This is a genomic window from Acidimicrobiales bacterium, from assembly GCA_041394245.1.
Taxonomy (GTDB): domain Bacteria; phylum Actinomycetota; class Acidimicrobiia; order Acidimicrobiales; family Aldehydirespiratoraceae; genus JAJRXC01.
In genome coordinates, this window is record JAWKIR010000002.1 from 855,676 (window position 1) to 879,471 (window position 23,796).

General features: G+C 68.1%; 26 protein-coding genes. 21 read left to right on the top strand and 5 right to left on the bottom strand.

The features are described 5' to 3' along the window. The first annotated feature begins 51 nt into the window (after positions 1–51). The 8 genes from dop (at position 52) to lepB (ending at position 7,296) form a co-directional block, all read left to right on the top strand. A complete protein-coding gene (gene dop, locus R2707_04260) occupies positions 52–1,560 on the top strand; it encodes a depupylase/deamidase Dop (GenBank protein ID MEZ5244288.1) in 1,509 nt (502 codons plus the stop codon). 25 nt (positions 1,561–1,585) lie between these two features. Continuing rightward, positions 1,586–1,780: a ubiquitin-like protein Pup gene (locus R2707_04265; GenBank protein MEZ5244289.1), complete on the top strand. Its 195-nt coding sequence runs from the start codon at positions 1,586–1,588 to the stop codon at positions 1,778–1,780. A 4-nt stretch (positions 1,781–1,784) separates the two neighbouring features. Further along, positions 1,785–2,573, top strand: coding sequence for a proteasome subunit beta (gene prcB / locus R2707_04270; GenBank protein ID MEZ5244290.1), 789 nt, complete (start codon positions 1,785–1,787; stop codon positions 2,571–2,573). A 9-nt stretch (positions 2,574–2,582) separates the two neighbouring features. Beyond that, positions 2,583–3,266 (top strand): proteasome subunit alpha, encoded by a 684-nt coding sequence (prcA, locus tag R2707_04275; GenBank protein ID MEZ5244291.1) that lies wholly within the window; start codon positions 2,583–2,585, stop codon positions 3,264–3,266. Between the two features lie 65 nt (positions 3,267–3,331). Then, entirely contained in the window at positions 3,332–4,690 is a 1,359-nt protein-coding gene (pafA, locus tag R2707_04280) for a Pup--protein ligase (protein MEZ5244292.1), read from the top strand. Next, positions 4,690–5,580 (top strand): WYL domain-containing protein, encoded by an 891-nt coding sequence (locus R2707_04285; protein MEZ5244293.1) that lies wholly within the window; start codon positions 4,690–4,692, stop codon positions 5,578–5,580. The genes pafA and R2707_04285 overlap by 1 nt, the downstream gene beginning before the upstream one ends. Beyond that, positions 5,577–6,527: a WYL domain-containing protein gene (locus tag R2707_04290; GenBank protein ID MEZ5244294.1), complete on the top strand. Its 951-nt coding sequence runs from the start codon at positions 5,577–5,579 to the stop codon at positions 6,525–6,527. Before R2707_04285 ends, R2707_04290 begins: the two co-directional genes overlap by 4 nt. 49 nt (positions 6,528–6,576) lie before the next feature. Further along, a complete protein-coding gene (gene lepB, locus R2707_04295) occupies positions 6,577–7,296 on the top strand; it encodes a signal peptidase I (GenBank protein ID MEZ5244295.1) in 720 nt (239 codons plus the stop codon). 10 nt (positions 7,297–7,306) lie between these two features. On the opposite strand, the gene R2707_04300 is transcribed toward lepB, so the two are convergent. Next, positions 7,307–8,011 carry a glycerophosphodiester phosphodiesterase gene (locus tag R2707_04300; GenBank protein ID MEZ5244296.1) on the bottom strand — a complete coding sequence of 235 codons (705 nt, stop codon included), beginning with the start codon at positions 8,009–8,011 and terminating at the stop codon, positions 7,307–7,309. Between the two features lie 165 nt (positions 8,012–8,176). Here R2707_04300 and R2707_04305 point away from each other — a divergent pair, with 165 nt between their 5' ends. From R2707_04305 to R2707_04360, 12 genes are all read left to right on the top strand, one after another. After that, positions 8,177–8,509 (top strand): hypothetical protein, encoded by a 333-nt coding sequence (locus tag R2707_04305; protein ID MEZ5244297.1) that lies wholly within the window; start codon positions 8,177–8,179, stop codon positions 8,507–8,509. A 46-nt stretch (positions 8,510–8,555) separates the two neighbouring features. Then, a complete protein-coding gene (locus R2707_04310; protein MEZ5244298.1) occupies positions 8,556–8,810 on the top strand; it encodes a hypothetical protein in 255 nt (84 codons plus the stop codon). A gap of 9 nt (positions 8,811–8,819) precedes the next feature. Further along, entirely contained in the window at positions 8,820–9,152 is a 333-nt protein-coding gene (tatB, locus tag R2707_04315; GenBank protein ID MEZ5244299.1) for a Sec-independent protein translocase protein TatB, read from the top strand. Continuing rightward, entirely contained in the window at positions 9,145–9,915 is a 771-nt protein-coding gene (gene tatC / locus R2707_04320) for a twin-arginine translocase subunit TatC (GenBank protein ID MEZ5244300.1), read from the top strand. Before tatB ends, tatC begins: the two co-directional genes overlap by 8 nt. After that, positions 9,912–12,416, top strand: a complete 2,505-nt coding sequence (locus R2707_04325) for a DEAD/DEAH box helicase (protein ID MEZ5244301.1) — start codon at positions 9,912–9,914, stop codon at positions 12,414–12,416. The genes tatC and R2707_04325 overlap by 4 nt, the downstream gene beginning before the upstream one ends. Continuing rightward, positions 12,413–13,015, top strand: coding sequence for a hypothetical protein (locus tag R2707_04330; GenBank protein ID MEZ5244302.1), 603 nt, complete (start codon positions 12,413–12,415; stop codon positions 13,013–13,015). The genes R2707_04325 and R2707_04330 overlap by 4 nt, the downstream gene beginning before the upstream one ends. Positions 13,016–13,057: 42 nt before the next feature. Further along, positions 13,058–14,233, top strand: a complete 1,176-nt coding sequence (locus R2707_04335) for a M20 family metallopeptidase (protein ID MEZ5244303.1) — start codon at positions 13,058–13,060, stop codon at positions 14,231–14,233. 12 nt (positions 14,234–14,245) lie between these two features. After that, on the top strand, positions 14,246–15,865 hold the full coding sequence (locus tag R2707_04340) for an FAD-dependent thymidylate synthase (protein ID MEZ5244304.1): 1,620 nt from the start codon (positions 14,246–14,248) through the stop codon (positions 15,863–15,865). Between the two features lie 42 nt (positions 15,866–15,907). Next, positions 15,908–16,951: a LysM peptidoglycan-binding domain-containing protein gene (locus R2707_04345; protein MEZ5244305.1), complete on the top strand. Its 1,044-nt coding sequence runs from the start codon at positions 15,908–15,910 to the stop codon at positions 16,949–16,951. Between the two features lie 102 nt (positions 16,952–17,053). Beyond that, a complete protein-coding gene (locus R2707_04350; protein MEZ5244306.1) occupies positions 17,054–17,524 on the top strand; it encodes a hypothetical protein in 471 nt (156 codons plus the stop codon). Continuing rightward, on the top strand, positions 17,521–17,967 hold the full coding sequence (locus R2707_04355) for a hypothetical protein (protein ID MEZ5244307.1): 447 nt from the start codon (positions 17,521–17,523) through the stop codon (positions 17,965–17,967). Before R2707_04350 ends, R2707_04355 begins: the two co-directional genes overlap by 4 nt. Before the next feature lie 5 nt (positions 17,968–17,972). Further along, complete coding sequence (locus R2707_04360; protein MEZ5244308.1) at positions 17,973–18,440, top strand: GNAT family N-acetyltransferase; 468 nt, start codon at positions 17,973–17,975, stop codon at positions 18,438–18,440. Position 18,441: 1 nt separating this feature from the next. Here R2707_04360 and R2707_04365 read toward each other — a convergent pair whose 3' ends face one another. The 3 genes from R2707_04365 to R2707_04375 form a co-directional block, all read right to left on the bottom strand. After that, on the bottom strand, positions 18,442–19,203 hold the full coding sequence (locus R2707_04365) for a crotonase/enoyl-CoA hydratase family protein (GenBank protein ID MEZ5244309.1): 762 nt from the start codon (positions 19,201–19,203) through the stop codon (positions 18,442–18,444). Then, complete coding sequence (locus tag R2707_04370; protein MEZ5244310.1) at positions 19,200–20,648, bottom strand: hypothetical protein; 1,449 nt, start codon at positions 20,646–20,648, stop codon at positions 19,200–19,202. Before R2707_04370 ends, R2707_04365 begins: the two co-directional genes overlap by 4 nt. A gap of 63 nt (positions 20,649–20,711) precedes the next feature. Beyond that, positions 20,712–22,130, bottom strand: a complete 1,419-nt coding sequence (locus R2707_04375; GenBank protein ID MEZ5244311.1) for an aldehyde dehydrogenase family protein — start codon at positions 22,128–22,130, stop codon at positions 20,712–20,714. 168 nt (positions 22,131–22,298) lie between these two features. Here R2707_04375 and R2707_04380 point away from each other — a divergent pair, with 168 nt between their 5' ends. Next, entirely contained in the window at positions 22,299–22,532 is a 234-nt protein-coding gene (locus R2707_04380) for a hypothetical protein (protein ID MEZ5244312.1), read from the top strand. Positions 22,533–22,549: 17 nt separating this feature from the next. On the opposite strand, the gene R2707_04385 is transcribed toward R2707_04380, so the two are convergent. After that, positions 22,550–23,743: an amidohydrolase family protein gene (locus tag R2707_04385; protein ID MEZ5244313.1), complete on the bottom strand. Its 1,194-nt coding sequence runs from the start codon at positions 23,741–23,743 to the stop codon at positions 22,550–22,552. Positions 23,744–23,796: the final 53 nt, after the last annotated feature.

Here is a 23,796-nt window from a genome sequence, read left to right on the forward strand (position 1 = left end):
CCCGTTTGTCGCAACGCTGGTCAGCCCTGACGTCGGGCTAGGGTCGCTCCGATGGCTATCCCGAAGACACTCGGCATCGAGACCGAGTACGGCATCGTCCACAAGGGGACAGAGGATCCGAATCCGATCGCGGCGTCGTCCGTGCTCATCAACGCCTATCTCTACGACGCCGGGTACCGCACCGACAGCCGCCACGAGTCGGTCCACTGGGACTTCATCGACGAGACCCCTGGCCTGGACGCGAGGGGCTACGCACCGACCGGCGCGATGCCACCCGACGTCGAGACCCATCTGGTCAACGCGGTGCTCACCAACGGCGCCCGCTACTACGTCGACCACGCCCATCCGGAGCTGAGCACACCCGAGTGCGCCGATGCCCGCGCCGTGGTGCTCTACGACAGGGCCGCTGAGCTGATCGCGGCTCGCTCGATGCAGGCCGCGGCCAATCTCTTGCCGCCGGGCGAAGAGCTCGTCCTCTACAAGAACAACAGCGACGGCAAGGGCAACAGCTACGGCTGCCACGAGAACTATCTCGTCGATCGGTCGACCCCGTTCGGCCGCATCGTCAACCGGGCGACCGCCCACTTCATCACCCGTCAGATCTACACGGGTGCCGGCAAGGTGGGTGCCGAGGCGCCCGGGATGCGCCTCGACGACATCGACTTCCAGCTGACACAGCGCGCCGACTTCTTCGAGGAGGAGGTCGGGCTCGAGACGACGCTCAAGCGCCCGATCATCAACACACGCGACGAACCCCACGCCGATGCCCGCAAGTATCGGCGGCTCCACGTGATCGTCGGCGACGCGAACCCGTCACAGGTCGCCACCTTCCTGAAGGTCGGCACGACCGCGCTGGTGCTCGCCCTCACCGAGGACGACGCCTTCACCAGGGACTTCACATTCCGCACACCCGTGCCGGCGATGCGCCAGGTCTCCCACGACATGTCGCTGCGCCAGACCCTCGAGCTCGACGACGGCACGACCGTCACCGCGCTCGAAATCCAGTGGGAGCTCCTCGACCAGTCGAAGAAGTACGTCGAGGCCCACGGCACCGAGAACGTGGGCGGCGACGTGGCCCTCGACGTGTTGCATCGCTGGGAACACGTCCTGACAGGGCTCGAAACCGACCCGATGTCGCTGGCCACCCAGCTCGACTGGGTCGCCAAGTACCGCCTCATCAACGGCTACCGGGAGCGCCACGACCTGGCGTGGTCCGACGCCCGCCTGCGGGCCATGGACATCCAGTACAGCGACATGCGTCCCGACAAGTCGCTGTCGGCGCGGGTCGGGCTCGAGACGATCGTCGACGACGACGAGGCGCTGATCGCGACCACCGAGCCGCCCCACGACACCCGGGCGTTCTTCCGCGGCCGGTGCCTGCAGAAGTTCCCTACCGCCGTCGTGGCCGCGAACTGGGACTCGCTGGTCTTCGATGTGGGCACCGACGCCCTCCGACGCGTGCCGATGATGGAACCATTGCGCGGTACCGAAGCCCATGTGGGTACCTTGTTCGATGAGTGCGACTCAGCGGCAGAGCTGCTCCGCCGTCTGGGCAACTGAGTGAGACCGAGAACGAGGAGACGCCATGGCCGAGCGTGAACAGATCCGAAAGCCTGCACCGTCCGAGCGCGAAACACACACGACCGACGCACCGTCGTCGTCGGAGCGGGGCGAGGAACTGAAGGCGGAACTCGACGACCTCCTCGACGAGATCGACGAGGTCCTCGAGACCAACGCGGAGGACTTCGTGAAGTCCTACATCCAAAAGGGTGGACAGTAGCCCCGTGAACCTCCCACTGTTCCGGGCCCACGACGACCCGGGCCCGAACTTCGCCGAACTCCTCCGACGCACCGGCTTCGGCGAACCCGTCTCCTTCGAGGGAACGGTCCCGGCATCGGAGTTCCGCCACGGCACCACCTGCGTCGCGGTGCGCTACGCCGACGGCGTGCTTCTCGCCGGTGACCGGCGGGCCACGTCGGGCCACTTGATCAGCCATCGCGGCATCGAGAAGGTCTTTCCGGCCGACCGGCACAGCGGCGTGGCGATCGCCGGCGCGGCCGGCCCCGCGATCGAGATGGTCAAGCTCTTCCAACTCCAGCTCGAGCACTACGAGAAGGTCGAAGGCGGCATGCTCAGCCTGGAGGGCAAGGCCAACCAGCTCGGCCAGATGATCCGCGGCAACCTGCCCGCCGCCATGCAGGGCCTCGCGGTCGTGCCGATCTTCGCCGGTTTCGATGTCGCCCGCGACGAAGGCCGCCTCTTCGAGTACGACGTCACCGGCGGCCGCTACGAGGAGACGGAGAACGCCAGCACCGGATCGGGCAGTCTCCACGCCGGCACCGTGTTGCGCATGGGCTATCGCGACGGGCTCGACGCAGCCGCCGTCACCGACCTCGCGCTGGAAGCGCTGTTCGAGGCGGCCGACCAGGATTCCGCCACCGGGGGACCCGATCCCGTCAGGGGCATCTATCCGATCGTCGCCCTCATCACCCGCGACGGCTATCGCCGCCTCGACGACGACGAACTGGCCGACCGCACCCAGGCGCTCATCGAGCGTCGCCGGAACCGCTAGGAGATCGCCATGAACATGCCGTTCTATGTTGCGCCGGAACAGGTGATGAAGGACCGGGCCGACTACGCCCGCAAGGGCATCGCCCGCGGCCGAAGCCTGATCGCCTTCCGCTTCGACGGAGGCATCGCGATCTGTGCCGAGAACACCTCGTCGACGCTGCGAAAGGTCAGCGAGATCTACGACCGCATCGCGTTCGCTGGTGTCGGCAAGTACAACGAGTTCGACCAGCTCCGTATCGCGGGTGTGCGCCACGCCGACCTCAAGGGATTCTCGTTCAGTCGCGAAGACGTCGATGCCCGCAGCCTGGCCAACCAGTACGCCCAGAGCCTCGGCCAGGTCTTCACCCACGAGATGAAGCCCATGGAGGTCGAGATCCTCGTCGCCGAGATCGGCCATGCCGAGGACGGCTCCGGCGACCAGCTCTTCCACATCCTCTACGACGGCACGGTGATGGACGAAGACATGTCGGTCGTGCTCGGCGGCGAAACCGAGACCATCTCCGACCGCTTCGGCGAGCTCGAATCCCCGCCGGGCCTCGGCGAGGGCCTGGTCAAGGCCGTCGCGGCCCTCGGCGGACCGGATCGACAGCTCGAGGGGTCTGATCTCGAAGTCGCGATCCTCGAACGCGGTATCGGCCGCCGCGCCTTCCGCCGACTCGACGGCGACGAGCTGGCCGGGCTGCTGGCCACCTGATCCACGCTGCCTGATCCACGCTGCCTGATCCACCCACTGCACCCGTCGGCCGTTAGGTTGTCGACGTGCAACGTCGGATCTTCGGTATCGAGAACGAATACGGCGTCACCTGCACCCTGCGCGGCCAACGGCGACTGAGCCCCGATGAAGTCGCCCGCTATCTGTTTCGCCGCGTCGTCTCGTGGGGTCGCAGCAGCAACGTCTTCCTGGGCAACGGGGCCCGCCTCTATCTCGACGTCGGCAGCCACCCCGAGTACGCCACGCCCGAGTGCGACTCCGTCCACGACCTGGTCGTCCACGACAAGGCCGGCGAGCGCATCCTCGAGCAGCTGCTGACCAGCGCCGAGGAGCGTCTCGGCGACGAAGGCATCCACGGCGACATCTACCTGTTCAAGAACAACACCGACTCGGCCGGCAACAGCTACGGCTGCCACGAGAACTACTGCACCACCCGCAAGGACGATTTCAGCGCCTACGGCGAGGTCCTGATCCCGTTCCTCGTCAGCCGGCAGATCTATGCCGGCGCAGGCAAGGTCCTCCAGACGGCTCGGGGCGCCATGTACTGCGTCAGTCAGCGGGCCGAACACATCTGGGAGGGCGTCTCGTCGGCCACGACCCGGTCACGGCCGATCATCAACACCCGCGACGAACCCCATGCCGATGCCGAGCGCTACCGACGCCTCCATGTGATCGTCGGCGACTCGAACATGAGCGAGTACACCAACTTCCTCAAGGTCGGCGCCTGCGCACTCATGTTGCGCATGCTCGAGGAGCCCCAGGTCGTCCTGCGCGACATGACCCTCGAGAACCCGATCCGGGCCATCCGCGAGATCAGCCACGACATGACCTGCACCCGCCGGGTCCGGCTCGCCAACGGCCGTGAGGTCTCCGCGCTCGACATCCAGACCGAGTACCTCAATCGGGCCATCCGTTTCGCCGAGCATCACGACCTCACCGATCAGGAGCAGATGGCGCTCGACATGTGGGAGCACTGCCTCACCACCATCGCCGACGATCCGCTGAAACTCGACCGCGAGATCGACTGGGTCATCAAGTACAAGCTCATCGAGAACTACCGGGAACGCCACGGCATCGAACTCAACGACGCGAAGGTGGCGCTGGTCGATCTGCAGTACCACGACGTCAGCCGCGAGCGGGGTCTCTTCTACCGGATGCAAAAACGAGGCATGGTGGAACGGATGGTCACCGATGAGGAGATCTCCCACGCGGTCGAGAACCCTCCGGAGACGACCCGCGCCCGCCTCCGCGGCGAGTTCATACGGCGAGCCAAGGAACAAAAGCGCGACTACACCGTCGATTGGGTCCACCTGAAGCTCAACGACCAGGCGCAGCGGACTGTGCTGTGCAAAGACCCGTTCAAGGCCCACGACGAACGCGTGGAAAAGCTCATCGCCAGCCTCTGATGGACAAGCTCGAACGCCTTCTGAACCTCACCGCCGCCCTCCTCGACGCCGATCGGCCCATGACCGCCGACGAACTGCGGGATCGCATCGGCGGCTACCCGGAGGCGAAGGCATCGTTTCGCCGCACCTTCGAGCGAGACAAGGACGACCTGCGCGCGATGGGGCTGCCACTCGCAGTCGAACCCGTGCCGGGGACCGACCCACCGGTCGACGGCTACCGGATGCGCCGCGCCGACTACTCCGGCACCGAGCTCCGCCTCGAACCCGACGAGCTCGCTGCGCTGCATCTCGCCACCAACCTCGTCCGCCTCGACGGAGCCGACACCGGGCTGCGCAAGCTCGGCGGAGGCACCGGCGACGCGGCCGACGAGGTCGGCTATGTGCCCTTCGACGACGCCCTCGCCGTCATGATCGCCGCCGCAGCCGACCGCAAGGCCGTCACGTTCACCTACAACGACACGCTGCGCACGGTCGAACCGTGGCGTGTCTCGTTCACCCGCGGCCACTGGTACCTCGCCGGATTCGACCGCACCCGCAACGACGAACGCCTCTATCGCGTCGACCGCATCACCGGGGACGTCGCGGTCGGCGACGACGCCACCGCGGAGATCGGCACCGTCAACGACCCCAGCGATCTCCGCGGTTGGGAACTCGGTGACGGTGAGCCGATCCGGGCACTCGTGCACATCGATGCCGTGCAGGCCGCACACGCCCGTCTTCTCCTCGGGACCGTGCAGGAACTCGACGACGGGGGAGTGGTCGCCGAGCTCTCCGTCCGCAACGAGGACGCGTTCCGTTCCTTCGTGCTCAGCTTCCTCGATCACGCCGAGATCCTCGAACCGGCCGAACTGCGCGAGGGTCTGATCCGCTGGCTCGAGGCCCTGACATGAACGCGAAGCTCACCGCCCGCGACCGGATGACCCGCCTGTTGGCGGTGATTCCATGGGTCGTCGAACAGGACGGCGCGCCGCTCGACGAGATCGCGGCCCGGTTCGACTATCCCCGTAAGCAGCTGGTCGACGACCTCACCGAGGTCGTCCTCTTCGTCGGCGTGCACCCGTTCACCCCGGATTCGCTGATCGAGGTCGACATCACCGACGATCGCGTACAGATCCGCTACGCCGACTGGTTCTCACAACCCCTGCGCCTCACCCCCGAGGAAGGCGCCCGGCTGCTGACGGCCGGCCGAACCGTCCTGTCGCTCAGCGACGACGAGCAGACCACACCGCTGCTCCGAGCGCTCGCAAAGCTCGGGATGGCGCTCGGCGAGAGCGCCGACAGCGCGGTCGACGTTCGCCTCGGCGATGCCCCCGAAGCCATTCTCCACACCCTGCGCCGTGCGGTCGGCGACGGCACCCAGGTGGAACTCGACTACTACACCTATGGACGCGACGAGCTCACGACACGACGTGTCGACCCGGCCCGAGTGTTCAGCGACCACGGCAACTGGTACCTCCACGGCTACTGCCATCGGGCCGAGGACGAACGGGTCTTCCGAGTCGACCGGATCCGCGATGCTCGATCGACCGGCGATCCCATCACCCATCCCCTCGAAGGGGGTGGAGTCTCGTTCTCCCCGGACGGTGACGATCCCCGCATCCGCATCCGGCTGCAACCCGGGGCGAACTGGGTCGTCGAGCAGTACCCGACCGAGGAGATCTCCGCGACCGACGACGGCCGGGTCGAGGCCGTGATGGCGGTTACCGCAGTCCCGTGGCTCGAGCGCTTGCTGCTGCGGCTCGGGCCCGATGTCGAGGTCGTCAGTGTCGACGAACCGCTCGACACCCGCCTGGCCTCCGCGGCCGCGTCGAGAATCCTCGCCCGCTACAGGAGCTGAGCACCAGGGTCGACGGCTCCACGCCGGCGGGCCGGTACCCTCGTGTTTCGTGACCGATTCCGGACTGCCTCCCACGAACCCCGGCGATCCCGGACCCGCCTCGATCGGGCCCCGACCGCGGGTGGGGGCCGGCACACCCCCGATCGAGCCGCCCGAGACCGACGACTTCTGGGACGGCGACGAGCCCGAACCGCTCCCGCCCCGCAGCCTCCAGAGCCAGATCCGCACCTCGATGGAGTGGGTCGCCGTCGCGATCGGCGCCCTCGTCGTCGCCCTGCTCATCAAGGCGTTCCTGCTCCAGGCCTTCTACATCCCGTCGGCGTCGATGGAGCCGACCCTGCACGAGGACGACCGCGTCCTCGTCAACAAGCTGAGCTACAAGATCGGCGACATCCAACGCGGCGACGTCATCGTGTTCGAAAAGCCCGAAGGGGTCGGCGGCGACATCGACGACTTCATCAAGCGCGTCATCGGCCTCCCAGGGGAAACGGTCTCGTTCAGCGGCGGCAGCGTCTTCATCGACGGCAGCGAGCTCAGCGAGAGCTACATCGACGGCGTACCCACCAACTCGGGCGCGGTCATGAACGGCTGCGCCAATGCCCCCGCGGTCGCCGACACCTGCGTCGTCCCCGAGGGGATGATCTTCGTCCTCGGCGACAATCGCGGGTCGAGCCAGGATTCGCGCTACTTCGGCCCGATCGACGACGACACGATCGTCGGCCGTGCCTTCCTGAAGGTCTGGCCGATCGGCGACATCGGGTTCCTCTGAACCCCGCAGGTCACTCGAACGTGGCGGCCACGGCGACCATTCGATCGACATGATCGCCGCTGACACCGTCGATCCCCATGTCGATCAGGCGGACCAACTGCCGTTCGTAGTGCGCGTCGTCGGCGAACGCCAGCACGTCGAAGCGGTGGAAGAGCGTCACCAGGCCACCTGACCAGTCGCCCTCGGGCAACGCAACCGCGTCGACCCGGGCCGCCGCCAACTCGGCGGCACGGCGCTCGGGCCCCATCGGAAGGGCCTCGACGGACGCGAGGTTGACCAATCGCACCAGCGGTGCCGCGTCGCGCCATTCGGCCAGCACGTCGAGGTCGGGGTGGACGAGCCAGACGCGATCCACGATGCCGCGCCGCTCGGCCGCCGCGACCACCGCCATGGCACTCGTGTGGTCCGCGGCGCCGACCCGAAGAGGGACGTCGTGGACCGTGTCGAACAGATCGTCGATCGTGACCATCGACGAGGCGACCTCAGCGTGGTCGACATCGGCGATCCGTCGCTTCGGAAACCGACGAACCAGTCCCGATCGATCGAGAACGACCACGCCGTCGCGGGTCGCCCACGCATCGACCTGGATCCCGGTCGCGCCCAGACGCAGCGCCAGTTCGAAGGCTTCCAGGGTGTGTTCTCGTTCGTTGGCCCGCGCTCCGCGGTGGGCGAACAGGATCGCTCGATCGAGCAGGGGAGGAAGTCGCGTCGCCATCCACTCATCGTCGCACCTGTGTCGCGTCCGGGCACACCTGGCCGTTCCCACACCGATCTGAGCCGAACGGATCACACAAACCGGGTCCGAGGGCCCTTTACCAGGCCTCTGGGAGTGCCGATGGAACCCAGCACACGGGTACACGAACGGGGCACGACGCACACCATGGCTACGATCCGAGCGAGTTGTGAAGACTGCGGCGACGTCGAATTGACGACCGCCGACGTGCGCGTGCGCGTCTGCATCAACGACAACCGCGGCGAGTACAGCTTCCGATGCCCGACCTGCGCGATGACGGTCGTGAAGGCCGCCGAGCCTCGCACCATCGACCTGCTCGTCGCCTCCGGGGTCGCGATGGACACCTGGTCGTTGCCGGCCGAACTCGAAGAGCTCAAGCACGGCCGACCGATCACCCACGACGACCTGCTCGAGTTCCACGACAAGCTCCACGACTCCAGCTCGTGGAACGAGGCGCTCGCCCACCTCCTCGACAACTGAGTCGCCATCGCTGTCCACCACGGCGAGGCTCGGTAGCGTCGTGTTCGTGAGCTGGACCCTCCTCGCCCCGGCTGTGGCCATCGTCAGCACGCTCTGTGTGCTCGCCTGGTCGATGCACCGGGTCGAACTCGAGCTCGCCGCGCTGCGACTGTCACTTCGGCGCAGTCGGGCCGCAAGCGTCGCGCTCCACGAGCTGGAGCGCGACACGAGCGCCACGATCGCCAACGCCCAGCAGCTCGGCCGGACCGCGCAGGCGAGGGCCGACCTGCGCCGAACCCGACGCCGACCGCAGCGTCGGTAGGCTGGGCTGATGTTCTCCAACATCGGAGGCCTCGAGGTCCTGTTCGTCATGGTCGTCGCGTTGATCGTGCTGGGCCCCACCAAGCTGCCCGAGGCCGCCCGTCAGGCCGGCCGCTTCATCAACGAGGCCCGCCGTATCTCCGCCGGATTCCAGAGGGAGTTCCGCGAGGCGGTGCAGGATCCCATCATCGAGGCCGAAGCCCGGGTCCGCGGCTCGATCGCGAATGCGACGAAGGCCGTCAGCGAGCCGTTCGACGAGATGAACAAGACGTTCAGCGCTCCCGTCGAGCCGTCGGAACCCGAGGCCGCCTCATCCGATGACCCGGAACCCACCGATGACTGACACCGAGGAGCGGCCCGTCAACGAGGCGCGGATGTCGCTCATCGAACACCTGACCGAGCTCCGCCGACGTCTGGTGATCTCGTTCGTGGCGATCGCGATCGGCGCCGTCATCGGCTGGTTCGCCTACGACTGGATTGTCGATCAGCTGCTCCGTCCGTACTGCAGCATCGTGGAGACCGACCAGGAATGTCGCGTCGTTGCTCGGGGACCACTCGAGTTCTTCAACGTGAAGCTCACCATCGCCGGCTACAGCGGCATCATCATGGCGATGCCCGTCGTGCTCTGGCAGGTGTGGCGCTTCGTCGCCCCGGGGCTCTACACCCATGAGAAGAAGTACGCCGTGCCGTTCATCGCGTCGGCGGTGGCGCTGTTCTTCCTCGGTGCCGGGCTCGCCTACTGGAGCGTTCCCAAGGCGCTCGACTGGCTGATCAGCCAGGGTGGTGAGAACTTCGAGGCACTGTTCGCCCCCGAGGAGTACTTCGGCTTCATCGTGAAGATGATGCTGGCGTTCGGCATCGGATTCGAGTTCCCGATCGCGTTGGTCTTCCTGCAGATGTTGGGCCTCGTCAAGAACGAGACGCTCCGCAAGGGTCGCCAGTACGCCATCGTCGGCATCGTCGCCCTCGTGGCGGTCCTCACGCCCAGCGGCGATCCGTTCACCCTCGCAGTCCTGTCGGTGCCGATGTATGTCTTCTACGAGCTGTCGATTCTGTTCGGACGTCTACGGATCAGGCGAGCCGACAAGCCGGCCGCGGCGGCGTGACCGGCCCGGCCGAGCGCACCTTTCGACTCGACCGGTTCCAGATCGAAGCGATCGAGCATCTCGACGCCGGTCGGTCGGTGATCGTGAGCGCGCCCACCGGTAGCGGCAAGACCGTCGTGGCCGAACACGCAATCGACCGGGCCGTCAGCGAGGGCCGGCGGGCCTTCTACACCACTCCGATCAAGGCGCTCTCGAACCAGAAGTATCGCGACCTGGCCGAGCGCATCGGCACCTCGCGGGTCGGACTGCTCACCGGCGACAACGCGATCAACCCCGACGCCGACGTCGTCGTCATGACGACCGAGGTACTGCGCAACATGCTCTACGAGGGGCGCGACCTCCACGAGCTCGCGTTCGTCGTGCTCGACGAGGTCCATTATCTCGAGGATTCGTTCCGGGGTCCGGTGTGGGAGGAGGTCATCCTCCACCTTCCGCCCCACGTCGCCCTCGTGTGTCTGTCGGCGACCGTCTCCAACAGCGACGAGGTGGGGGGCTGGTTGGAGTCGGTGCGCGGCCCGACCGGGATCGTGGTCGAAACGGCTCGACCGGTCGAGCTCACCAACCTCTACGCCGTCGGCGACCGCCGGGGCGACCGTCTCCACATCCTCCCGACCCTGGTCGACGGGCGCCCGAACCCGGAGGGCGATCGATTCGACCCGGACCTTCGTCGGGGGCGCAACCAGCACCCCAAGCAGAAACGACCGCCGTGGCGCGCACCGTCGCGACTCGAGCTCCTCGACGAGCTCGAGGACAAGGACCTCCTCCCGGTCATCTGGTTCGTGTTCAGCCGCAAGGGCTGCGACGAGGCCGCGGCAACGGTGCGCCGCGCCGGTGTTCGCTACACCGACAACGACGAGGCCATGCGCATCCGGGCGATCGCGCAGGACCGTCTCGCCGGACTCGATCCCGGTGATCTCGCACTTCTCGACACCGCCGGCTGGCTCGACCGTCTCGAACGGGGGATCGCGAGCCACCACGCCGGGCTCGTCCCCGCCTTCAAGGAGGCGGTCGAGGTCTGCTTCGCCGAAGGCCTCGTCCGGGTCGTCTTCGCGACCGAGACGCTCGCCCTCGGCGTCAACCTGCCCGCCCGCAGCGTCGTGATCGACAAGCTGACCAAGTTCACCGGCGAGCATCACGAACTGCTCACACCGGCCCAGTTCACCCAGCTCACCGGCCGGGCGGGCCGGCGCGGGATCGACGAGCGCGGCCACGCGATCGTGCCGTGGTCGCCGTTCACCCAGTTCGACCAGGTGGCGTCGCTCGCCGGGAGCCGGGCCTTCAAGCTGCGCTCGGCGTTCCAGCCGACCTACAACATGGCGGTCAACCTCCTGCAGCGTCACGAGCCCGACGCCGCACGGGCCCTGCTGGCCCGCAGCTTCGCCCAGTACCAGGCCGACGCGGGCGTCGCCCGGCTCGAGGCCCGTCTGGTGCGCGAGCGGGCGAAGCTCGACGACCTCCGCGCCGAGATCGCCGCCGAGTTCGGCGACGAGGCCGAAACGACGCCGGAAGAGGCCGATCCCACGGCCATCGCCGATGCCGTGTCGCGGCTCCGGCCCGGCGACATCGTCGTCGACGACAACGGCGACCGGCTGGCCGTCCTCGGGGTTTCTTGGCGAAAAGGGGGTCGGGCCCGCATCCGCCTGGTCAGCCAGAGCGCCCACGAGTTCCGTTGGGACCTGACCGATCTGGTCGAACCCCCGCTGACCATCGGCCACATCGATCTGCCCCAGCCGATGGCCGCGGAGCGGATCGATTACCGCCAGGAGGTGGCGACCAAGCTGCGCCGGAGCCGGGGCAAGAGCGGCGGGCGGGCCCAGCGACGGGTGCGGCAGCGCAACGACCCGCGCGCGACGCTCAGTCGGCTGGAACAGGAAGTGGTCCACCTCGAACGAAAGGCGCGACGCGACCAGGGATCCGTCGCTCGTCGATTCGACGCCATCTGCGAGGTCCTGCGCACCCGTGGTCTGCTCGACGGGTGGATGGTCACCGATCGCGGCGTCATGCTGGGGCGGGTCTACCACGAGTCCGATCTGCTCATCGCCGAGTCGATCAACGAAGGTCTGCTCGACGGTCTCGACCCCGCAGCCCTTGCATCGCTGGTGTCGTGCTTCACGTACGAGCACCGTCGTCCGTCCCCGCCACCGGAGCCCTGGTTTCCGTCCAAAGCGGCCAAGGAGCGGTTCCGCGACATCGACCGGCTGGCTCGCGAACTCGCCGCGTCCGAACGCCACAACGGTGTTCCCGAGACCCGGCCACCCGAAGCAGGGTTCGCCCCGATCGCCCACTCCTGGGCAGCGGGGGAAGAACTGTCCGTGCTCCTCGAGACCGATGACGACCTCACGGCCGGCGACTTCGTTCGCAACATCAAGCAGTTGATCGACCTGTTACGCCAGATCGCCGCTGTCGCACCCGAACCCGCCACCGCACGGGCCGCGCGCCACGCCGCCGACGCCATCCACCGAGGCGTCGTCGCCCTGTCGGGCTCCGTGGAGGTCGCGTGACGATCCGCAAGGGCGAGGACTGGGGCAGCTCCGAGCCCGTTCCCGACGACGCCGTGGTCGTTGCGTCGGACCGAGACGCCGCGGAGGTCGCCGCGTCCCACCGGCGGGCCAACACGCCCATACCACCCATGCTCCTGACCGGCGGCGATCTGGCCCGCACGTTGGGGGGCGGTGGCGCACGCCCGTCGGAGAGGCGCACCCATCTCGTCGTCGACCTGGGTGCGGTGCTCCTCGACGGCAAGCTGCAGTGGTTCGTGGCCCACCTCGTCGCCCGACGCTCGTGGCTGCTCGGCAGGGTCCTCGTCGTCGCCAACGCGGCGTTCATGGGGGAGTGGAACGTGGCGCCGCGGGCCCATCCCGGCGACGGCCGGCTCGACCTGCTCGACGGCGACCCGTCCTTCGGCGATCGCCTGAAGGCGCGCCGCCGCCTCCCACTCGGCACCCACGTCCCGCATCCGGCGATCGCCGTCCGGCGGACCGACGCCGCACAGATCGATCTCGAGTCACCGACTCCGATCCGTCTCGACGGGCATCCGGTGGGCTCCGCCCGTTCGATCAGCGTCCGCGTCGAACCCAGCGCGCTCGACATCTGGATCTGACGCTGCGGGCCCGACGCCGAAGGGGTCGGTAGCATGGCGCACATGGACGTGATCGAGGCCAAGCAGAGGATCCGCGACGAGATCGATCGTCTGACACCGACGCTGCTCGAGGTCTCCCATCAGATCCACGCGAATCCCGAGCTCAATTTCGAGGAGCACTTCGCCCACGAACTACTCACCGGCGTGCTCACCGACGAGGGACTCTCGGTCGAACAGGGCGCCTACGACATGCCCACCGCCTTCGATGCACGCGTCGGCACCGCCGGTTCGACCATCGCCGTCTGCTGCGAATACGACGCCCTGCCCGGTATCGGTCACGCGTGCGGCCACAACATCATCGCCGCCGCCGGACTCGGCGCCGGGCTCGCGGCGGCGACCGTCGCCGAGGCCCTGGGCGGTCGCCTCGCCATCCTCGGCACACCGGCCGAAGAGGGGGGAGGGGGCAAGGAGTTCATGATCCGCCGCGGCGCGTTCGACGATGTCGACGCGGCGATGATGGTGCACCCGGCCGACCACGACCTGCGCTGGATGCAGACGATCGCCATCCACACACTCGACGTCGAATACCACGGTCGGGCCGCCCACGCCGCCGCCGCACCCCAGAAGGGCCGCAACGCGCTCGACGCGGCCGTGCTCGGCTACAACAACATCGCGGCGTTGCGTCAACACATCCTGCCCGACGAGCGCATCCACGGCGTGTTCACCGAGAGCGGCGACAAGCCCAACATCGTGCCCGAGCGGGCCGCCGCCGAGTGGTACGTGCGCTCGACCGACATGGCATCACTCGAGCCGCTCAAGGCCCGTGTGTTGGCGTGCCTCGAGGCCGGCGCGATGGCCGCCGGATGTTCGATGCAACATCACTGGAACGATCCGCCGTTCCTCGACATGGTCGACAACACCCCGCTGCTCGACCTGTATTGCGCCAATGCCGGTGAGATCGGTCGGGCGGTGGCGGAGCCCGACCCCACATCGATCGTCGCCGGAAGCACCGACATGGGAAACGTCTCCCATGTCGTGCCCGCGATCCATCCGATGATCAAGGTCGCACCGCAGGGTTGCGCGATCCACACGCCCGACTTCGCCGGCCATGCCCGCAGCGAGGCCGGCGACCGTGCCGTGATCGACGGGGCCCTCTCGATGGCCCTCACGATCGTCGACCTCTGGGCCGACGGCGAATCCCTGCAATCGGTCCGCGACGCCTTCCCAGAGAACCAATAGGCTCACGGACCGATGACGGTCTACATCGCCGAGGAGTTCACCGCCGAAGAGGCCGACATCCTCCGCCGCTACTTCACGAACCTCGACCAGCCGGTCTTCGCTCTGGTCAATCTGCCCGAGGTCGTGAAGGGCGCGCTGTTCGCCCGCTACTCCCGTTCGCCGCTGAGCCTCCGCCGGCTGTTCCTCCAGGAATTCGTGGGCGACCTCGACATCGAGGGCGACCAGACCATCGACGCGACCGTCGGCCTGCGCCGGGCCGAAGAACTCTACGACAAGGTCTTCTTCGAGTACGGCGACGACAGCGTGGCTCAACTCGGCGGCGTCCACCTCGCCTGTGAACAGGCCAGCAACGTGCTCACCAAGGTGCTCGAGTGGGGTCGGCTCATGGCCTATCTCGAACAGAGCACCCGCTACATCGCCTACGACCAACGACTGGGCGGGCGCTATCGCTACTACCGCGACCCCGACATCCTCGGCAACTCCCTCGGTACCCGCTACATCGCCGACATGGACCGCATCTTCGACGCCTATTCGAGTCTCGTTCCGCAGATGCAGGAGTTCTTCAAGGCCACCACGCCCAAGGACCCCGCCGACAGCGACTTCGCGTACCGCACCGCCATCAAGGCACGCGCGCTCGACGCCATCCGCGGCATGTTGCCGGCATCGTCGCTGTCCAATCTCGGGATCTACGGCACCGGCCAGGCCTACGAGGCGCTGCTCCTGCGGATGCGTTCGCACCCGCTGCCCGAGAGCCGCGCCTACGCCGACATGATGCTCACCGAACTCCGCAAGGTCGTGCCCTCGTTCCTGAAGCGAGTCGACCTTCCCGATCGGGGCGGTCGCACCAGCGCGTACCTCGCCGACGTCCGGGACTCCATGGATGCAGTCGTCGACAATCTGTTCGGCGACGAGACCGGGGGAGCGGTCGACGACGATGTCGTCGAGCTCGTCGACTTCGATCCCGACGGCGAGATCAAGACCGTCGCGGCCATGTTGTATCCCCACACCTCGTTGTCGGAGACGACCATCGAGGCCCGGGTGCGGGCGATGTCGGTCGAGGACCGTCTCGACGTCATCAAGGCCTACGTGGGTCACCGTGAGAATCGTCGCCAACGCCCCGGCCGCGCGTTCGAGCGCACCGACTACCGCTTCGATGTCCTCTCCGACTACGGCGCCTTCCGCGACCTGCAACGGCACCGGATGCTCACCATCGACTGGCAGCCGCTGTCGCCCCGCCACGGCTACGTGTTGCCCGATGCGGTCCGTGCCGCCGGGGTCGAGGACGAGTTCCGGGGCGCGATGGAGCGCTCTGCGTCGCTGCACGACGCGCTGCTCGCGCAACACCCCGACCAGGCGGCCTACGCGGTCTCGTTGGCCTACCGGGTGCGCTACTCGATGCAGTTCAATGCCCGAGAAGCAATGCACATGCTGGAGTTGCGCACCACACCCCAGGGCCACGAGGCCTATCGCCGTGTGTGCCAGCGCATGCACACGGCAATCGCTGAAACTGCAGGCCATCGGGCCCTCGCCGAGGCGATGCGCTTCGTCGACCACTCCGGCGAGCCGGCCCTCGGTCGGCTCGATTCCGAGCGCCGCGCCGAAGAGCGTCGCCGCAGTCGCGATCTGGGCTGATATTCTTTCCCCGCACGCGGGCGGAGCCGTAGGAGGCTCCCCGTGTACCCCCACCACCAGATCTGGCGCCCGCTGGCGCTGATGAGCGCGCTGGTCGCTGCGACGGTGTTCGCCACGTCGACGATCACCGTCAGCCCCGGCGACACCCTCTCGGAGATCGCCGAACGTCACGACGTGACCGTCTCGGACCTGATGGACTGGAACGACATCGACGACCCCGATCGCATCGTCGCCGGGGAGACCCTCATCGTCTCGGCTCCCGAGGGCTCGTCGACGCCCGCCACATCCGGCACGGGCGCGGGCACCCACGTCGTCACGGCCGGCGACACCCTGTCGGCCATCGCGGCGCGGTTCGGCACGTCGATCGCCCGGCTGATCGCCGCGAACCAGCTCGCGAACCCCGACCGGATCTACGTGGGTCAGCGACTGGCGCTCACCACGGCAGCACCGACGACCACGACGCCCGCGCCCGCCCGCACCCACACCGTCGTCGCGGGTGACACCCTCGGTACCATCGCCGCCGCCTACAACGTGAAGACAGGGGTGCTCGCCGCCGACAACGGCATCGCGAACCCCGATCTGATCGTGGTCGGCATGGTGCTGACGATCGGCGCACCGGCTCCCACGACGCCGGCCCCCGTGTCGGCGCCGGCGCCGACGCCGCCATCGACACCGACGAACGCCCGTCCCGCCGACGAGGTGCTTCTGGCACCGATCTTCGCCCGCTGGGCAGGCGTCTACAACGTCCCCCAGGATCTCCTCGAGGCGATCGCGTGGAAGGAGTCGGACTGGACCCCCGGCGCCGTGGGGCCCAGCGGGCATCAAGGCATCATGCAGCTCAGCCCGGCGACAATCGAGCTGATCGAAGGTGGCCTGCTCGGTCGCGACATGGATCCCCTCGACGCCGACAACGGCGTCCAGATGGGTGCCCGCTTCCTTCGCTACCTGCTGGATCGCACCGACAGCGAACGCGAAGCAGTGGCCGCCTGGCGGCAAGGTCTGGGCAGCGTCCAGGCCAACGGCATCAACTCGACCGGAGGCGGATATGCCGACGCGATCGAGGAAATCCGCCGCCAACGGGGCTGAACCAGGCATGATCCCGGGGTTGATTGCAACAATTCGGGCGTCGACGTTGCGGTAGCCGCCGCAGTGTCTATGATCCGCCGCAACATCTGAGGCGCAGGAACCATGGCTGACGAAGATCCCCCAGAAGACGAGATCGAAGAAGCGGACCTCGACGACGACGAGATCGACATCGACATCGATGACGAGGAACTCGACGACGCCGACATCGACGACGAGTTCGCAGTCACCGACGACGACGTCGTGGACGACGACGACGAAGACGACGACGACGTCGTCACGCCGACGCGACCGGCGAGCGATGACGACGACGAGGAAGACGACGACGATGTCGAAGCCGATCTCGATGCGATCCTGAAGGACCGCATCGCGGCCGGCGATGACGAAGAAGAAGACGACGACGAGGACGACAACAAGCCGGCCAAGGTCGCGCCGACCCCAGCGGGAGATGCCGAGCCGATCCTGGCCCGCCAGGAGAACGAGTTCTCCTGCCCCCACTGCTTCCTGCTCGTCAACAGCCGCGCCGTCGTCGACAACGAGTGCCCGCACTGCGGCGGGCCGGTCGAGGTTCCGTGAGCGACGACGATCGTCTCGCGGATCAGGTGCTCGACCTGTTGGTCTATGCGCCGATCGGTCTCGCGCTCGAGGCCCGCGAGCTGATCCCGAAGCTGGCCGACCGCGGTCGCGGCCAAGTGGCGCTCACCCGCCTCGCCGGCAAGGTTGCCGGGCAGCGCGGCCAGGGTGAGGCGCGCAAGGTGATCGATCAGGTCATCGAGGTCGTCGGAACGGTGCTGGCCGGCGACGCCGGCGATCCTCCGATCACCGACGAGGAAGTCCTCGATCTGACCGAGGAGATCGACGGTCTGCCGATCGACGGCTACGACGACCTCACCGCTCCGCAGCTGCTGCCGTTCCTGTCGCCGCTGAGCGGCGACGACCTCGACACCGTCCTGCGCTACGAGCAGGCCCATCGCAGCCGGGCCACGGTGATCAACCGTATTCGTCAGCTCCAGGGCTGATCCGAATGGAGATCGCGGCGCGAACGGCCGGCGCCGACGACCTCGACGTCGTCACCGCGTTGAGCCGGGCCGGTACCGCCGAGCTCCGTCCCCACCGAGGAGGGGAGATCTGGAGCCAGTGGGAGGCCCGCCCGGAACCGGTCGATGCGGCCCTTGCGGAGCTTCTCGCCGGCGACGACGCGTCGATCCTCGTGGGGACCATCGATGGAGTCGTCGTCGGCTATGCCGTCGTGACGATCCAACGACTGCACGACGGCCGACTCATCGGGCACCTGACCGACCTCTATGTGATGCCCGACGCTCGCGGCGTCGGCGTCGGCGAGGCGCTCATGGAACGCACCACCGACTGGTGCCGCGACCACGACTGTGTCGGTATCGACTCGGTCGCCCTGCCCGGCGACCGGGCGACCAAGAACTTCTTCGAGACCTTCGGCCTGGTGGCGCGCGCGCTGCGCGTCCACCGAGCGCTGTAGGTCAGCGGCCCGTCCAGTTGGGTGCCCGCTTCTCGATGAAGGCTCTCGGACCTTCGGCATAGTCCGCCGTCGCGCTGAGGGCCACCATGGCCTGACCGGCGGCCCTCATGCCTTCGCGGTCGGTCTGCCCCGGGGCATCGAGGATCAACTGACGGCTCATCCGGACCGCGAGCGGCGCATTGGCGGTGATGCGGGCAGCCAGCGCCTTCGCCGCTTCGACGGATCGGCCGGGTTCACACAGATCGTTGATCATGCCGAAGTGGTGGGCCCGCGTCGCGTCGAGCGTGTCGCCGGTGACCGCCAGCTCCATCGCGATGGCGGGCGGGAGCACCCGAGGCAGACGAACGAGGCCACCTGCGGCGGCGACGAGCGACCGCTTCACCTCGGGGATACCGAACTTCGACGTGTGCGAGGCGACGCGGAGGTCGCACGCCAGGGCGATCTCGGTGCCACCGGCAACCGCGTGGCCGTCGACCGCCGCGATCAGCGGCTTGGTGCGTTCACGGGCCACGATCCCTGCGAATCCGCCCCGCTTCGTGGCCAATGCGCCGACATTGCCGGCTGCGATCTCCTTGAGATCGGCGCCGGCACAGAACACGGGCCCGTTGTGGGTCAAGATGCCGACCCAGAGATCATCATCGTCTTCGAGTCGATCGACCGCACCCTCGATCGCCTCGGCCATCGCCGCGTTGATCGCGTTGCGGGCCTCCACACGGTCGAGGGTGATGACGGCCACATGGCCGTCGACCTCGAAGGTGATCACTCTTCTTCGGTCCCGTCCCCGGCCGTCTCGACAGCCTCGATCGGCTCGACTGCCTCGATCGGCTCGTCAACCTCGATCGGCGCAGCGGCCTCGACGGGAGTCTCGACCGGTGCCGCAGGCGTCTCGACCGGTACTGCGGGTGTCTGGGCGGCGGGAGCCGGCACGGGCGGCGGCGGGGGAGTGGGCTTGCGGCCCTTCTTGCGCGGCGCAGGAGCTTCGATTCCGAACAGGGCGGCGATCGCCGGCACCTTGCTCGCGTGCTTGCGCACCGCAGACAGGAGTTGGTCGTTCGGCGTGGCCGGAACTCCCTCGGGAACGACCTGGCCCTTCACCGGCGAGAACGCGATGGCATCGAGCACCGTGGCCCAGCGATCCTGGGTGATCTCGCTGGTCAGCGAGGCCGACGCCGCGGCAGCGAGCCGCTCAGCCATGTCGACCGGAAGGGGAGCGCCGGCCTTGGGGGGCCGCGAGCTGTGGCGCAACGCACGGACGGTGCGGCCCTCCTGGATGTTCTCGGCCAGCTCGTCGAGCCACTTGCGGTGCTCGGCATCGACGCGAGCCGTGAGACCGTCGCGCAACTGATCGGCCAGGGCGCGGGACTCCTCGTCGCGGGCGCCGGTGTCGGCGGCGACCACGACACTACGAATGTCCTTGATGTCGATCTCGGTGATGCCGGCAAGGGCGGCCTCGGCCCGATCGCGCCACTCGGCGGCTTTCAGCGAGGGGGCCAGCTTCTCGGCCAGTGCCACCAACGGCTCGCTCTTGATCTTCGGCATGCCTTCGGCCGCCGCCTTCTCGTTCATCCGGTCGACGGCCTGACGCACGCCGGGCACGCCGCCCTTCAGCACTTCCTCGGCGAGGGGATGCTGGAGCTCGGGAAGCGCCTTGAGCGCCGCTTGGCGGTGGGTACGCCCCGGACGCAGGCGCGGTGCCTTCGGGCGGGCCGGCGCCTGCGGGCGCTCTCGTCGCTCGCCACGGGCGCCCTGGCCCCGCTCACCGCGCTCGTTGCGATTGCCACGACCGCCCTCGCGACCGCCCTCGCGACCACCCTCGCGACCACCCTCGCGACCACCACGGCCACCGTCACGGCCCCGACCACGTCCGCGATCACCGTCGCGACCACGACCGCCTCCGTCGCCGTCGCGGCCTCGTCCGCGACCCTTCGGCGCCAGAACCTGGGTCACGAGCGGTTCGTCGCGACCCGAGCCGAGGAGTTCGATCTTCTCGGGCTCCTTGCGGGCGCCCTTCGGCGGGAAGACGGTGGTGATCTCGAGGCCTTCGAGGTATGCCTCGGCCTCGACCTTCACGACGTCGCCGACGCCGACGCCACTCGGGATCAACGATCCGTCGAGCACGCCCTTCGGCTTCTTCGCCCCGGCGGCACGCCATGTCCAGGTGCCGTCGTCGCGAGTTGAGGTGAGTTCGATGTCCAGCCTGCGTGCCACGGAGCGCAACGGTATCGGCGTGCGCACCCCGAGGCGACTCCCCGGGGTGCGTTCACCCAGATTTCAGAGCTGGAGCGCCTTGGTCTGGAGGAACTCCTCGATGCCGTACGGTCCGTTCTCGCGGCCGTAGCCCGACTGCTTGTAGCCACCGAAGGGCGCCTGGATGTTGAAACTGCCACCGTTGATGTCGACCGCTCCGGTCCGCATGCGGCGGGCGACCTTCATGGCCCGCTCGTCGGAGCCCCACACGCCACCGGCGAGTCCGTAGAGGCTGTCGTTGGCGATGGCCACGGCATCGTCGTCATCGTCGTAGGCGATGATCGACAGCACGGGGCCGAAGATCTCCTCCTGGGCGATGGTCATGGAGTTGTCGACGTCGGCGAACACCGTCGGCTTGACGTAGTAGCCCGTCTCGAGCCCTTCGGGCTTGCCCAGGCCCCCGGCGACGACGCGGGCCCCCTCGTCGATGCCCTTCTGGATGTAGCCCTGCACACGGTCCCACTGGGCCTGCGAGATGAGCGGACCGAGGTGCATGCCCTCCTCGGTGGGCGACTTGACCTCCATCGCCGACGCGGCCGCGGCGGCGATGGCGACGCCTTCGTCGTAGCGCGAACGGGGGAGCAGCATCCGGGTGTGGGCGGTGCAGGTCTGACCGTTGTTGAGGTAGGCGGCGAAGACCCCACCACCGATGGCCGCCGCGTAGTCCTCGACATCGTCGAGGATGATGTTGGCCGACTTGCCGCCGAGCTCGAGGGCGACCCGCTTGACGGTGCCCGCCGCGACCTCGGCCACCCGCTTGCCGGCCCGGGTCGACCCCGTGAACGACACCATGTCGATGTCGGGGTGGGCGGCGATGCGCTCGCCGACTTCGGGCCCGGTACCCATCACCATGTTGAACACGCCGGCGGGCAGGCCGACGTCGTGGATGATCTCGGCGAGGATGTAGGCGTTGAGCGGCGCGACCTCGGTGGGCTTGAGCACGACGGTGCAGCCGGCGGCGAACGCGCCGCCGATCTTGCAGACGATCTGGTGGAGTGGGTAGTTCCACGGCGTGATGCAGCCGACGACGCCCACCGGCTCCTTGACGACGAGGCTGTTGCCGATCGTCTCCTCCCACTGGATCTCGCCGAGGAGGTTGGCGTAGCTCTCCATGTTCATCATGGGGAGACCGGCCTGGATCATCCCGGCCCAGGTGATCGGCATCCCGACCTCTCCGGCGATGACCTCGGCGATCTCACCGCTGCGGGCGGCGAGCCCCTCGTGGAGGCGGCGCAGGTACTTCTGGCGCTCCTCGACGTCGGTCTGGCTCCAGGCCGGGAAGGCGGCCTTGGCCGCGGCGACCGCCTTGTCGACGTCGGCCGCGGTGCCGTTGGGAATGCGGCCCATGACCTGTTCGGTCGCGGCGTTGATCACGTCGATCGTGCCGGAACCCTCGGAGGCGACCCACGCCCCGTCGATGTAGATCTGGTCGTATTCACGCATAGGGTGCCTCGTCTCGTGATGGGCGGATGTTCCCCACTCTGCCACGACGTCGGCGGGATTTCCCGGGTGTCGCTGGACACGTGTCCGTCTCGGCTCGTCATGAGGGCGATTCGTCCTGGCGAGGCCCTGACCGCCCCCGACCTCTCCCACGGTGGCAGACTCGACCGCATGAACACCGGTGAGCCGCGGGAGGGGGTGGACGATGTCGACCGGCCGCTGCCCTTCACGTACCGCAGGATCAAGGGTTCCTCAGCGTCGTTCGCGCTCGGCGCGGCGATGATCGCGGTGGGGGAGATCCTCGAACCGTCGAAGACGTCGGTCGACATCGAGATACCGGCCGACGACGAGCGCGGTGACGACGGGTTCGATCTGCGCTTCGGCTCGTTGCCCGACCTCGACTGACCGACCTCGCCGACCCCTCAGAGGTGACGGGGGGAGAAGGCCATGCTGTAGGTGTCGGTGGGCTTCTCGGCCAGGGGAGTGGCGACCTGCGCCACCGTCGGGCCGATACCGAGGGGCTCGAGCGCGGCGATGTCGAGGTCGTAGACCTCGGCGGCCGTCTGGCCGAGCACCTTGCGCAGGTCGGCCTCGGACCAGTCGTGGAACGTGTGTTGCAGCGATTCGAGCGTGTACGGGTAGGTGCCCTCCTTGTGGGGGTAGTCGCTGCCCCACATGACCCGGTCGACGCCGAGGCACAGGATGGCATCGGCTTCGTCTGGCGACGGCATGCTCGCGCCCATCCAGCAGTTGCGGTGGAAGTAGGTCGACGGGGCGTGGGGGAGGAGGTCGGCGGGTGCGGGCATCTCGCCCACCCGTCCGTTGTCCCGGAAGAGGCCCCAGTAGACGTCCATGCGGGCCAGGACGTCGGGGACCCAGCCGACGGCCTGCTCGGTCATGACGAACTTGAGGCCGGGGAACCGCTCGAAGACGCCACCGATGATCAGGTGCCACAGGCTCCGGTTGGCGAAAAAGGGCACTTCCATGAGCATGAGCATGTTGCGGCCCGGGGCGCCCTCGATGTCGGGGATGCCGGCGCCGCCGTGCTGGTTGATCGGTAGCCCCGTCTCCTGGGCGGCCGCCCAGACCGGGTCGTAGATCGGGTCCCACAGGGCCGGTACCCCGGCGTCGGGCGGGATGGCCGAGAAGAGGATGCCCTTCAGACCGTGTTCCTTGGCCCAGTGGATCTCGGCGACCGCGGCCTCCACGTCGTTGGGGAAAATCTGGGCGAGCCCGCCCCGCCGGCCCGGCAGCTGCGCACACCAGTCGGCCAGCCATCGGTTGTGCGCGGTCAACCCGGCCTGACGCTGCTCGTGTTCGAGCCCGCTCGCCGGCGGCCGCACGACCAGCTGGCCCGTGGGGAAGAAGGGCGGCACCGTGTTGGGGAAGACGATCTCCGCCGACTGCAGGTCGGCCTCGAGCTCGCGTTGGCGGTACTCGTTGTCCCAGTTGCGCACCCGGGTCGGATCAGTGAGATCCGAGAACGGGTTGACGTAGGCCGCGGCCCAAGCCTCGAAGTCGTCATGGTGGCGACTCGGCAGGTACGCCTTGTAGTCCGGGATGTCGGCGCCGGCGTGACAGTCGGCCGAGATGATCGTGTAGCGGTCCTGAGCCATGCCGCGGTTCTAGCGCAGCTCATGCCCACAATCACCATGGGCCGCCGGAAATC